General features: G+C 61.8%; 9 protein-coding genes. 7 read left to right on the top strand and 2 right to left on the bottom strand.

Annotated features, from left to right (window positions below; all coding sequences use genetic code 11):
• The first annotated feature begins 551 nt into the window (after positions 1-551).
• From VMJ11_RS04060 to VMJ11_RS04045, 4 genes are all read left to right on the top strand, one after another.
• Positions 552-2,336: an IlvD/Edd family dehydratase gene (locus VMJ11_RS04060; RefSeq protein ID WP_325617144.1), complete on the top strand. Its 1,785-nt coding sequence runs from the start codon at positions 552-554 to the stop codon at positions 2,334-2,336.
• 79 nt (positions 2,337-2,415) lie between these two features.
• Complete coding sequence (locus tag VMJ11_RS04055; protein WP_325617142.1) at positions 2,416-3,594, top strand: fumarylacetoacetate hydrolase family protein; 1,179 nt, start codon at positions 2,416-2,418, stop codon at positions 3,592-3,594.
• Positions 3,595-3,641: 47 nt separating this feature from the next.
• Positions 3,642-5,084 carry an aldehyde dehydrogenase family protein gene (locus VMJ11_RS04050; RefSeq protein WP_325617140.1) on the top strand — a complete coding sequence of 481 codons (1,443 nt, stop codon included), beginning with the start codon at positions 3,642-3,644 and terminating at the stop codon, positions 5,082-5,084.
• 201 nt (positions 5,085-5,285) lie between these two features.
• Positions 5,286-7,247: an enterotoxin gene (locus VMJ11_RS04045; RefSeq protein ID WP_325617138.1), complete on the top strand. Its 1,962-nt coding sequence runs from the start codon at positions 5,286-5,288 to the stop codon at positions 7,245-7,247.
• Positions 7,248-7,266: 19 nt separating this feature from the next.
• On the opposite strand, the gene VMJ11_RS04040 is transcribed toward VMJ11_RS04045, so the two are convergent.
• Positions 7,267-9,138 carry a beta-galactosidase gene (locus VMJ11_RS04040; RefSeq protein ID WP_325617136.1) on the bottom strand — a complete coding sequence of 624 codons (1,872 nt, stop codon included), beginning with the start codon at positions 9,136-9,138 and terminating at the stop codon, positions 7,267-7,269.
• A 136-nt stretch (positions 9,139-9,274) separates the two neighbouring features.
• Here VMJ11_RS04040 and VMJ11_RS04035 point away from each other — a divergent pair, with 136 nt between their 5' ends.
• Both VMJ11_RS04035 and VMJ11_RS04030 read left to right on the top strand, forming a co-directional pair.
• Positions 9,275-9,793, top strand: coding sequence for a DUF308 domain-containing protein (locus VMJ11_RS04035; RefSeq protein ID WP_325617134.1), 519 nt, complete (start codon positions 9,275-9,277; stop codon positions 9,791-9,793).
• A gap of 116 nt (positions 9,794-9,909) precedes the next feature.
• Positions 9,910-10,290 carry an SHOCT domain-containing protein gene (locus VMJ11_RS04030; protein ID WP_325617132.1) on the top strand — a complete coding sequence of 127 codons (381 nt, stop codon included), beginning with the start codon at positions 9,910-9,912 and terminating at the stop codon, positions 10,288-10,290.
• 77 nt (positions 10,291-10,367) lie between these two features.
• Here the strand turns inward: VMJ11_RS04030 and VMJ11_RS04025 are convergent, their stop codons facing one another.
• Positions 10,368-10,700, bottom strand: coding sequence for an RcnB family protein (locus VMJ11_RS04025; protein ID WP_325617129.1), 333 nt, complete (start codon positions 10,698-10,700; stop codon positions 10,368-10,370).
• A gap of 422 nt (positions 10,701-11,122) precedes the next feature.
• Here VMJ11_RS04025 and VMJ11_RS04020 point away from each other — a divergent pair, with 422 nt between their 5' ends.
• Positions 11,123-12,280 (top strand): efflux RND transporter periplasmic adaptor subunit, encoded by a 1,158-nt coding sequence (locus VMJ11_RS04020; protein WP_325617127.1) that lies wholly within the window; start codon positions 11,123-11,125, stop codon positions 12,278-12,280.
• Positions 12,281-12,283: the final 3 nt, after the last annotated feature.

Below are 12,283 nucleotides of genomic sequence, written 5' to 3'. Positions count from 1 at the left end.
CCTTTTGCATAAGTCATTGAACGGTCTCGCTGCGAAGCAGACCGTTCCCGCTACTTCGTCGTGGTGTGGCCGGGCTTTGCCCGGCTAGTTCAAGGGCGCGCGCGTTCGAGTTGCGAGGCGTCGAGGCGCTGGTCTCGCGGCGTGGGTGCCGTGGTTGCGTGGACAGTCGATACTCAAACCAGTCATCGTGAGTGAAGGGGCTTGCGCTGTTGTGGTGTCGGTAGTATTTCTGGGCCAGTCTCCCGTCACAAATATGTTACCGGTAACTAAGCGATTAAATTATCACGGTGCGCAGCTCCGCGGCAAGCCAGGGGTTTCCACCTGGATCAACCGCGAAATCGCATGGCATCCACCAGGTGCACAGACCCTGCACAGCGTGATAACATCGAGAAATGTTACCGATAACAATGGCGCCGATCCATTCGTGAATCGCCTTGCGAATCCGGCATCGCGCGAACGGCCGGCTCAGTCCGCCGGGCGCTGACACTGTCAGCCAGGCAGGCGAGCGTGACCACCCCATCGTCAAGACAAGGAACCACGGAGCAAGACCTATGACCCAGCCCAACGCACGGCGCCTGCGCAGCCAGGAATGGTTCGACGATCCCGCCCATGCCGACATGACCGCGCTCTATGTCGAGCGCTTCATGAACTACGGCCTCACGCGTGAAGAACTGCAATCGGGCCGCCCCATCATCGGCATTGCGCAAACGGGCAGCGACCTCGCGCCGTGCAATCGTCACCATATCGAACTTGCGGCCCGCACCAAGGCGGGCATTCGCGATGCCGGCGGCATTCCGATGGAATTCCCCGTGCATCCGCTCGCCGAGCAGAGCCGCCGGCCCACTGCGGCCCTCGACCGCAATCTCGCGTATCTCGGTCTCGTCGAGATTCTTCACGGCTTCCCGCTCGATGGCGTCGTCCTGACGACGGGCTGCGACAAGACCACGCCCGCGTGCCTGATGGCCGCGGCAACGGTCGATATGCCCGCCATCGTGCTCTCGGGCGGGCCGATGCTCGACGGCTGGCACCATGGCAAACGTGTGGGCTCGGGCACGGTCATCTGGCATGCGCGCAATCTGCTCGCGGCCGGCGAGATCGACTATGAAGGCTTCATGGAGCTCACCACGGCTTCCTCGCCTTCCATTGGCCACTGCAACACCATGGGCACGGCGTTGTCCATGAACAGCCTCGCGGAAGCGTTGGGCATGTCGCTGCCCGGCTGCGCCAGCATTCCGGCGGCCTACCGCGAGCGCGGCCAGATGGCGTATGCAACGGGCAAGCGCATTGTCGACCTCGTGCGCGACGATGTGCGGCCTTCCCGCATCATGACGAAAGAGGCGTTCGAGAACGCCATCGTCGTCGCTTCGGCGCTTGGCGCGTCGACCAACTGCCCGCCGCACCTGATCGCGATTGCGCGGCACATGGGCATCGAACTGAGCCTCGACGACTGGCAGCGCGTGGGCGAGCAGGTGCCGCTCATCGTGAACTGCATGCCGGCAGGCGAGTATCTGGGCGAGGGCTTCCATCGGGCGGGCGGCGTGCCGGCGGTGCTTCGCGAGCTCGACCGCGGCGGCCTCGTGCATCGCGAGTGCCTGACGGTATCGGGCCGAACCATCGGCGCCATTGCCGACAGCACGCCCGAGCCCGACCGCGAAGTCATCAAGACCACCGACGACCCGCTCAAGCACGGTGCCGGATTCATGGTGCTATCGGGCAACTTCTTCGACAGCGCGATCATGAAAATGTCGGTGGTCGGCGATGCGTTCCGGCAAACCTATTTGAGCGAGCCCGGCGCGGAAAACACGTTCGAAGCAAGAGCGATTGTGTTCGACGGTCCTGAGGACTACCATGCCCGCATCAACGACCCGTCGCTCGACATCGACCAGCATTGCATTCTCGTGATTCGCGGCACGGGTACGGTGGGTTATCCGGGCAGCGCGGAAGTCGTCAACATGGCGCCGCCGGCGGAACTCGTGCGCAAGGGCATCACGTCGCTGCCAACGCTCGGAGACGGGCGGCAAAGCGGCACTTCGGCGAGCCCTTCCATCTTGAACATGTCGCCCGAAGCCGCCGTTGGCGGCGGCCTCGCGCTGCTGCAAACGGGCGACCGGATTCGTGTCGACCTGAATGCGCGCAGCGTGAACGTGCTCGTCGACGAAGAGGAACTCGCGCGCCGCCGCGAGACGGTGAGCTTCGACATTCCGCCGGCCCAGACGCCATGGCAGGAGCTGTATCGCAAGACGGTGGGGCAACTGTCCACCGGCGGTTGCCTCGAGCCGGCAACGCTCTATCTGAAAGTCATCGCCGAGCGCGGCAACCCGCGACACTCACACTAAACCGGATCGGGCTTGCTCCAAACATTCGGGCCAGCCCTGCCGCATCAGCGGCGCACACGAACTGGAGACATTGCGCACCATGACCTCGAACTCCCAATCCGCCTCGCTTCCCCGCGACCTCGAAAAGGCGCTGCTCGTTGGACGCGTATGGCGTCGAGCGGGCGAGCACGAAGGACCTTCCGTCGTGCTCGTTCGCAACGGCGAAGTCCTCGATATCACCCGCAGCGCGCCGACCACCGCAGACCTGTTCGATCGCGAGGACGTCGCCCGGTTTGCGCGCACGGTGACGGGAGAGTCGCTCGGTTCGGTTCAGGCGCTGCTGGAAGCGAACCTGCCCGGCGCGAAGGACCCCGCGCTGCGTCTGCTCGCGCCCAATGACGTGCAGGCCATCAAGGCATGCGGCGTGACGTTCGCAGTGAGCCTCATCGAGCGCGTGATCGAAGAGCAAGCCGGCGGCGACCCTGCGAAGGCGCGTGAGGTTCGGGAAACCATCGCCGCCACGATCGGCACGGATCTTTCGAAAATCAAGCCGGGCTCGGAAGCGGCGATGAAGCTCAAGGCTGAACTCGAGCGGCGCGGCGCGTGGTCCCAGTACATGGAAGTGGGCATTGGCCCCGACGCCGAAGTCTTTTCGAAGTCGCAGCCCATGTCGGCGGTGGGCTTTGGTGCGGACATCGGATTGCTGCCCGCATCGAACTGGAACAACCCCGAGCCGGAAATCGTGCTTGCCGTAAATAGCCGCGGTGAGATCGTTGGCGCGACGCTCGGCAACGACGTCAACCTGCGCGACATCGAAGGCCGCTCGGCATTGCTGCTCGGCAAGTGCAAGGACAACAACGCTTCCTGTGCGATCGGCCCTTTCGTGCGACTGTTCGACGAGTCGTTCGACCTCGACGCCGTGCGCCAGACCAGCGTCGCGCTGCGAGTCGAGGGTACGGATGACGGCTTCGTTCTCGAAGGCGTCAGCCACATGAGCGAAATCAGCCGCGACCCCGCCGACCTCGTCGCGCAGACCTGGGGCCGCCATCACCAGTATCCCGACGGCTTCATGCTGTTTCTCGGCACCATGTTCTCGCCCATCAAGGACCGCGACACGGAAGGCGGCGGCTTCACGCACCACCTCGGCGACAAGGTCACCATCTCGACACCGCAACTCGGCGCACTGACCAACACCGTGCAGTTGAGCACGGAGATCGCGCCGTGGACCTTCGGCGTGCGCGCGCTCTACCGCAATCTGGCTGCCCGCGGATTGCTCTGAGCCATCGTGCGCGTTGCGTTCACTAACGCTGTAACAGGAAAGACAACATGAACACGTTCGACAATTACATCGATGGCCAGTGGGTGCGCGGCGCCACGGCCTCTGTCAATATCAACCCTTCGAATCTCGACGACGCGATCGGCGAATTCGCGCAGGCAGACGAGGCGCAAACGCTGAGCGCCATCGCAGCCGCGCGCAAGGCGTTCGCCAAGTGGTCGCTGTCTACGCCGCAGCAACGCTTCGACCTGCTCGACCAGGTTGGCAGCGTCATTCTTGCCCGCAAGGCCGAACTGGGCCGGGTGCTCGCGCGCGAAGAAGGCAAAACCCTTCCCGAGGCAATCGGCGAGGTTGGCCGCGCGGCACAGATCTTCAAGTTCTTTGCCGGCGAGGCGCTTCGTATTGGCGGCGAGACGGTGCCTTCGGTGCGCCCTGGAATGACCGTCGAGGTGACGCGCGAGCCGCTCGGCGTCATCGGGATGATTACGCCCTGGAACTTTCCGATCGCCATTCCGGCCTGGAAGATCGCTCCCGCGCTGGCTTATGGCAACACGGTCGTCATCAAGCCTGCGGACCTCGTGCCAGCGAGCGTGTGGGAACTCGTGAAGATCATCGCGGAAGCGGGCGCGCCGGCTGGCGTGATCAACCTCGTGATGGGCCGTGGCTCGGTGGTTGGCGAAGCCATCGTAAGCTCGCCCGATGTCGATGCCGTGAGCTTCACCGGATCGGTCGCGACGGGCCGCGCGATTGGTGCGAAGTGCTTCGCAACGGGCAAGAAGTTCCAGCTCGAGATGGGCGGCAAGAACCCCATGGTCGTCCTCGACGACGCCGATCTCGATGTCGCCGTCGAAGCCTGTATCAACGGCGCCTTCTTCTCGACGGGGCAGCGATGCACAGCGTCGAGCCGGCTCATCGTCACGGAAGGCATTCACGACCGCTTCGTCGCTGCCATGAAGGCCCGGATGAAGGTGCTCAAGACTGGTGATGCGCTGGCGGACGGTACGCATATCGGGCCTGTCGTCGACGACAAGCAGCTTCAGCAAGACGAGCGGTATATCGCGATTGCACGCGAGGAAGGCGGAGAGGTGTTTGGCGGAGAGCGCGTGGAAGGCGCTACGCGCGGCTACTTCCTTGCGCCGGCGCTCATCACCAATACGACCTCGGGAATGCGAATCAACCGCGAGGAAGTGTTTGGCCCGGTCGCTTCGGTCATCAAGGTCAAGGACTATCACGAGGCGCTTGCCGTGGCCAATGACACGGAGTTCGGGTTGTCGGCGGGTATCTGCACGACTTCGCTCAGTCATGCCAACCATTTCCGCCGCCACGTGCAGGCCGGTATGGTCATGGTGAACACCGCAACGGCTGGCGTGGACTATCACGTTCCGTTCGGCGGTCGCAAAGGGTCGAGCTATGGTCCTCGCGAGCAAGGCAGCTATGCGCGCGAGTTCTATACCACGGTCAAGACTGCCTACATCAATCCGGGCGTCGTTTGATAGGGCGCGGGCGGCTCCTCCAAGGCGCCGCCCGCCGCACCGCCTTTGGATTGGGTGCGAAAAGGCGTTCCACATCGACGATTTCCAGTCACATCGTGCAGGTAGGCGGGCTTGAAAACGAATGGCAATCGCCCCGCTTGAAAGCGCGAGGCCATTGCCGTTACCCTATGGAAACTGCTCCTGACAGAGACAGGTCTTTCCATGCGCGCCAACGATGCCCTGCCTGCACAAGCCGGCATGCCCGTATTCCAGAGAAGGGGCGATTCGTGTTCATTCGGTAACGACGCGATCGCATTACGCTGGACGGTCACGGACGCACGCCTCGCCAACTTCTCGCTGATCGATTGCGCGCGCTCGCACACGCTGCCCGTCGTTGCGCCGTTCGCGCTAATGCTCGCCGATGGAAGTCTCGTCGGCCTGGCAGGGCTGAGGGTGCAGGCACAGCTGAGCGAAGCCACGCTCGCACCCAACTCCCGCGCGTCGCGCCTGGCTGAACGAATCGCGGGCCGGAGCGTGAATGTCACGCTCGTCGATGCTCAAGAACGCTTAAAGGTGCAATGGAGCATCGAGCAGCGCGATGGCTCGCGATACCTGCGCATGCAGATCGCGGTTACGGCGCTCGTTCAGGACGAAGCCATCGCTGTTGTTTCCATGCTGGAAACGCGTGTTGCCGGCGCGCAAGCCAGCGGAGAAACGAGAGGCACACCGGTCGTTGCAGGCAACTTCTATCTGGGTTTCGAGCACCCGCTGGCGGCGAGTCACGTGGAAGGCGACAGCGTCAGCTTCAAGCTGCAACGCGTGTTGCCGCTGGAAAGGAACAGGACGCTCGTCTATTCCGCAGTGATCGGCGTGGCAGGCGATGGCCAGTTGCGGCGCGACTTTGCCACTTACCTGGAACGGGAGCGCGCTCGCCCGTATCGTCCTTTTCTGCACTACAACAGTTGGGGCGATATCGGCTACCTCACGCCGTACACGCAGGAGCAGGCGTTAGAGCGCATCGAAGCGATCGGCTGCAAGTTGCACGTGGCGCGTGCGGTGCAGATCGATTCGTTTTTGTTCGACGACGGCTGGGACGATCTTGGCGGCGGCTGGCGGTTCAGCAAGGCATTCCCGCGTGGCTTCGTTCCGCTACGAGAGGCCGCAGCACGATACGGTGCCGCGCCTGGCATATGGCTTTCTCCGTGGGGCGGTTATGGCGCGCAGAAACAGGAGCGCGTGGCGCGCGGCCATGCGGCCGGCTACGAGGTCATCGATAACGGCCTCGCGCTGTCGGGTCCGCGCTATTACCGACGCTTTCATGAAGTCGTGATGGATCTGCTCGACAAGGACGGCATCAACCAGTTCAAGTTCGACGGCACGGGCAACGCCGACAAGGTGTTTCCAGGCAGCCTCTTCGATAGCGATTGGGACGCGGCGATCCAGCTCATCGAAGATATTCGCGCGGCCAAACCCGAGACCTACATCAATCTCACGACAGGCACGCATCCTTCGCCGTTCTGGCTGCGCTACGTCGACTCCATCTGGCGCGGCGGCAACGACGACGGCCTGGCGGGCAGCGGCACGAACCGCGAGCGCTGGATCACGTACCGCGACGCGCAGACCTGGCACAACGTCGTGATACGGAGTCCTTTATTTCCACTCAATTCGCTGATGCTGCACGGCGTGTTCTGCGCGCAGTGCAATCCTCGCCTCAATACGTCGGCAGGGGACGCCTTCGCCAACGAAGTTTGGTCATACTTCGGCAGCGGCACGCAACTCCAGGAGCTATACATTACCCCCGCGCTGCTGGGCGAGCGCGACTGGGACGCGCTCGCGGAAGCCGCCAGATGGGCGCGCGAACACGGCGACGTGCTGCGCGATAGCCACTGGATTGGCGGAGCGCCGGACGAACAGGCGGTATACGGCTGGGCCGCGTGGGCGCCGCATAAGGCGATCGTGACGCTGCGCAATCCGGACAGCCGCGCGCAACGCTTCACGTTCGATCTGCGGCGGCAACTGGAACTGCCAGCGGCGGCGGGCTGGTTCAATACGCGCAGCATTCGAGATGCGGGGGCTTTCGGTATTCCAGCTGTACTGCACGCGGACTTGCCGCAGGAAGTTCAACTCGCACCGTTCGAAGTGCTCACGCTGGAGCTGTTGCCGGTCGTCGAAGCGCCGCAGTGAAGCGGCGTTGGCGCAAGCGCTACTCAAGCGTACTCGCCATTTGCACGGGCTTCGGGTCGATCTGATGCAGGTCGAAGACAAGCACCTCGTTATCGCCTCGTGTAAGCCACGGCGCGGGGCAATACAAGCGCCTTTGCGGGCCGATATTCCAGTAGCGTCCGAGATTGTGCCTGTTGACCCAGACGATCCCCTTGGTCCACTGATTCATGTCGAGCCAGGTATCGGCGACTTCATCCAGCCGTAAGCTCGCCTTGAAGAAGAGGCCGGGTTTCAGTGGATTCGTGCAGCGCGCCTTCAGGTTAGCGATAAACGCCTCGTCCATCGGCAGCAGGAAGACTTCCCAGTCTCTTAGCATGGAGAGCGATCCGTCAGCGTGTTTCAGCGCAACCGGTTCGAGCAGCCCTTTGCGGTCGACGATCGCGGGACCGAAGTTGACGCGACCCATGCCTTCGACAAGGATCTCTAACGAATTCGCACCGGCAGCCTTCGCCTCGTGCGCCTGGGACGCCGAAGCCAGGACAAGCGGCGCGCGATGCATGACGCGCAGCGGTTGCGCATACGCAAGCGGCATTGCCTTCCGCGACACAGCGCCCGCGTAGCGCTCGCCGACGAAGACGGTCGCATAGTCGTGCACGCCGCTGATGTCCAGCGCGCCGTTCATATATTCCAGCAACGGCTTGCGGTACAGCACGAAGCCAAATGCCTGGCCATAGTGTTCGAAGGGCTGCGGGTCGATGCTCTGCTCACGCGGCAGGGCAGCGGGCAGGTTGTCCCAGATCGATGCATAGCGCGTGGGCATCAAGGCATCGGCACCGGCGCAATCAAGCGTGGGGATGGCGTCGGGTATGTCCGGCAAGGGCTCTGGCAGATAGCGCGCGATGATGTCGCGATACAACATGTACTTCCGCGTCGCGACGCCCTGCTCGGTGATCGGCGCCGAATAGTCGTAGCTGGTGATGTCGGGTTGATAGTTGCCCGAATCATCCACGTTCGCACCGGCATAAAAGCCAAAGCTCGTGCCGCCGTGAATGACATAGAGGTTGAACGACAGTTGCGAGCGCATGAATGCGTTCAACGTGCCGGAGAGATCGTAGTTCGTCCCCGCGAACACCGGCTCGCCCCAATGCGTGAGCCACCCGGGGTACACCTCGCCCGCCATTGCAGGCACGGTGGGGAATTCGCGGCGCACCGTTGCGATTTGTGCTGCGTCGCCGTTGCTCAACGCAATCGCACCGCCGCTTACCGTGGTGCGATTGCGCTGGAGTTGCGGCAGGCCGTCTTCGGTGTAGAACGGCCCCGTAATGCCGCCGTTGAGCCAAAGCTGCCTGAGTTCTTCGAGGTAAGCGGGATTGCTCGCGTACGATCCAAATTCATTCTCGATCTGGATCATCAGGATCGGTCCGCCTTGCCCGATCATCAATGGCTTGATGCGCACAACCAGTTCGTCGATGTAACGAGCCACCGCTGCCATGTAGCGGGGATCGGTGGCGGAGTCGGTCCTCAACTGGATGTCAGGCTCGCTGAGCAGCCAGGCCGGGAGGCCCCCCAGATCCCACTCGGCGCAGACGTAAGGCCCCGGGCGCAGCAGCACCCACAGGCCTTCGGACTGGCACAGGCGGATGAACGTCTCGACATCGCGGTTGCCGCTGTGAAAATCGAACACGCCGCGCCGCGTCTCGTGGTAATTCCACATGATGTAGAAGGCGATGCAGTTCATCCCCATCGCCTTGGCCATGCGGATTCGGTGCTGCCAATACTCGCGCGGGATGCGGGCTGGATGTATTTCGCCACTGCGAATCTGGAACGGCTCGCCGTCGAGCAGGAAGTGCTCGCCTTCAGCGCTGAAAGAAAACGTGTGGCTGCGTTCGAGATTCACGATGTATTCACGCATCGGCGCCCGCGGCGCGTTGATTGTCATACGGACGCCCGAAGCCTCGGCCCGTGCGTGCTTGTATTTGCGTACTCAGGCACTATACTTTCACGACTGATCGTAGAACGCTTAATTTCACGAAATCTCACATTCAAATATGAAAAAGCGTGCTATTTTTCCCATTGCGAGTTCGACGCTCTTCGTAATAGCGGGAATTTTCTGTATCGTCATATCGCTGACGAGCAGTTCATTGATCGGTACGCTTTTCATTGCAAGGATGCTGCTGCTTTGCGGCTTCGTGCATGCGTTGAATCTGTTGACAGCAAGAGGCTGGAAACTGATTCTCAGGAGAATTCCTCCTGTTGTCGTGCCGATTCTGGTCGGTCTCCTGATCCTCGCGAACGACACTGCGCGTGCACGAGGCCTCACTGTGATGCTGATGATATTCTTCGTTCTTGACGGCTTCTTCAAGATCATCGCATCGACCGACCAGGAAGTGAAGATGAACAATATCGGCCTTGTCAGTGCAGCGCTCTCATTCTTGCTCGCCATATTTCTCGCCGCGAATTTTCCGAGCGTACCGTTGCCCCTGCTCGGATTGTTTCTGGGCCTGGATCTCATTTCGATGGCCGTCGTTCCTTTTGCCGGACGCGAGCGCAGGCGCAGTTTCTACTGACGAGAGCGCCAATCTCAACGACTGTCTCGCTCGCAACCAACGACGCGTCATTCAGCACTTGAGACGCACGTGCCACGCCATTTCAGCTTTCCACGCGCAACCGACGGGGTGCTTCGATGATCTTCGCAAACGGTTTTACGTTTTCTAACTTCATTATCGATACATTTTCGATATTCATGTTCATATTGTGGTTCTGGCTATTCATCACGATCGCCAGTGACCTGTTTCGCCGACACGATATATCAGGATTTCTGAAGGTAGTCTGGATGATCTTTCTCGTCGTGCTGCCCTATATCGGCATATTCGCCTATATCCTCACACAGGGCAGAGACATGGCGGCACGCAACCAGGAGCGCGCGCAAAAGGCGCGCGACGAGTTGCGTCAAGTGGTTGGCTACAGCATTGCAGACGAGATCGAGAAGCTCGACCGTCTGAAAGCGACGGGCTCGATCACGGAGGAAGAGTACAAGCGCCTGCGCTCGCGACTCATCGATTGAGGCATGGGCAGGCATGGCAACCGCCCATGCCTGGCGCCCCGCGCTTCATCGTCAACTCCTGAATCACTACAGCTGAGTCACTGCGTACCGGGAACGATCTTCACGATTCTCCCGTTGCTTCTCGTCATGAGCACATAGTCGCCGTTTACCCCAAGCCATTGCTGGCCGCGCTTCGGCGCGTCCAGATTATGGGACTTCCAGGAGTCGCTGTTCATGACGAAGTTGTAGTGCCGGTATTTCGAAGGGACCTGCTGTCCCACATGCCAGTCGTTATGCGGCATGGTCGGCATGACCTGCTGGCGGCCGGTCCCCTGGCTTTGGTCACCGCCAGAGTTGCTTTGCGCGAGAACAGGAGAACTGATACCGACGAGGAGCGCAGCGATGGCAGAAAGGACGAGTTGGCTTTTCATGATTCGATCTCCTGACACAAGAAGATGATTGACGTCGTTCATGACCTGTGGTTTCTTTGGTTATGCAACGTCCTGAAAGCTGTGTTTCCCGGTTGTGCGAACGTGCCCTTAAAAGAGTAGGCGAATCGTTCGAAATTGAAAGAATCGAGGCGTGTGAATTGCCTATCAATAGTAGTAGAGGGAATTCCGACTGCAAGAAGTTTACGATCGACGGCTTTTGTGGCGGTTTCGAGTAATTCCTGTGAATAAGCACACCTGATGTTGATTTGCTAACACCAGGTGATCGAATTCGAAAGACTGCGCACATAGGGGGACAGAAACCGCGGTTTGAGCGAACATTTCAACGAACCGGTCAAACTTGCGCGTAATGCGCGGTCGGATGCCGGATCGTACCGACTCGATTGACTTCGGCGGAGCCTCGGGTGCCAAACTGTGAAGTCAGACGCTATCGGCCGTGCCTGCTCGTCGTCGTGGCATCGCTGGTGCTCGCGGCCGGCGCATGCCGCGACAGGCAAGGCCCGAGCGCCAGCGCGCCTCCGCCGGTGAGCGTGCTCGTCGAAACGGTTGCGGCGCAATCGATCCCGAGGGTCGTCGAATTGCCCGGACGGATCGAGGCGATCCGGTCGGCAGAGGTGCGTGCCCGTGTGGACGGCATTGTCGAGCGGCGCCTCTACGAAGAGGGCACCGATGTACCCGCAGGCGCGCCGCTCTTTCTCATCGATTCGCGCGACTACGAAGCGGCGTTGCAGCAGGCGCAGGCCGCCCTCAGTCGCGCCCAGGCGGTGCAGGGCAATGCGGCTTCCGAGGTGGCGCGATTCAAGCCGCTCGTCGAACGCCTGGTGGTGAGCGCCCAGGAATACGAGGCCGCGCTGGCCGCACTTCAGCAAGCCGAAGCGAACGTTGCGGACGCACGCGCCGCGGTTACGCTGGCCCGGTTGAGGCTCGACCGTTGCACGGTTCGCGCGCCCATCGCAGGGCGCGTGGGACGCGCGCTCGTCACCGAAGGCGCGCTCGTCAGCGCAAGCGGTGCGACCTTGCTCACGCAGGTCAACCAGCTCACGCCGGTGAACGCCGTTTTCACGCAATCGAACCTTTCGCTGCTGGAACTGCGCAAACAGTTCCAGTCGGGCGCCATCTCCGCGCCCACGGGCCGCGTGCAGGTGTGGCTCACGCTTGCGAATGGAGACGAATACAAGGAGCCGGGGGTGCTCGACTTCACCGATCTCGTCGTCGAGCCTTCCACAGGCACGCAAATTCTGCGCGCCCGCTTCGACAACGTGTCGCGCGTGCTGCTACCGGGCCAGTTCGTGCGTGGCCGCATCGAGATCGGCACCATACCGAACGGCATTCTCGTGCCCGCGCGCGCCGTGCAGTTCGGCAACAATGCGACGAGCCTCTCGATCGTCGCTGACGATGGAACCGTGGTTCGCCGCAACGTCGACCTGGGCCCGCAGGAAGCGGGGCAATGGGTCGTGAAGGACGGGCTCGAAGCGGGCGAGCGGGTCATCGTCGATGGCTGGCAGAAAGTGCAGCCGGGCCAGCATGTGGACGCCCAACCCATGCCGGCCAGCCACTCCTGACCG

Origin of the sequence: Paraburkholderia sp. (genome assembly GCF_035501035.1) — a bacterium.
Classification (GTDB): Bacteria; Pseudomonadota; Gammaproteobacteria; order Burkholderiales; family Burkholderiaceae; genus Paraburkholderia.
Note: the sequence above shows the minus strand (reverse complement) of the source record. Positions and strands in the feature narration are given on the sequence as shown.

Coding starts and splice junctions, on each gene's coding strand:
- VMJ11_RS04040 (WP_325617136.1), bottom strand. CDS start 9,138: ATGCGTGAATACATCGTGAATCTCGAACGCAGCCACACGTTTTCTTTC.
- VMJ11_RS04025 (WP_325617129.1), bottom strand. CDS start 10,700: ATGAAAAGCCAACTCGTCCTTTCTGCCATCGCTGCGCTCCTCGTCGGT.
- VMJ11_RS04030 (WP_325617132.1), top strand. CDS start 9,910: ATGATCTTCGCAAACGGTTTTACGTTTTCTAACTTCATTATCGATACA.
- VMJ11_RS04045 (WP_325617138.1), top strand. CDS start 5,286: ATGCGCGCCAACGATGCCCTGCCTGCACAAGCCGGCATGCCCGTATTC.
- VMJ11_RS04035 (WP_325617134.1), top strand. CDS start 9,275: ATGAAAAAGCGTGCTATTTTTCCCATTGCGAGTTCGACGCTCTTCGTA.
- VMJ11_RS04050 (WP_325617140.1), top strand. CDS start 3,642: ATGAACACGTTCGACAATTACATCGATGGCCAGTGGGTGCGCGGCGCC.
- VMJ11_RS04055 (WP_325617142.1), top strand. CDS start 2,416: ATGACCTCGAACTCCCAATCCGCCTCGCTTCCCCGCGACCTCGAAAAG.
- VMJ11_RS04060 (WP_325617144.1), top strand. CDS start 552: ATGACCCAGCCCAACGCACGGCGCCTGCGCAGCCAGGAATGGTTCGAC.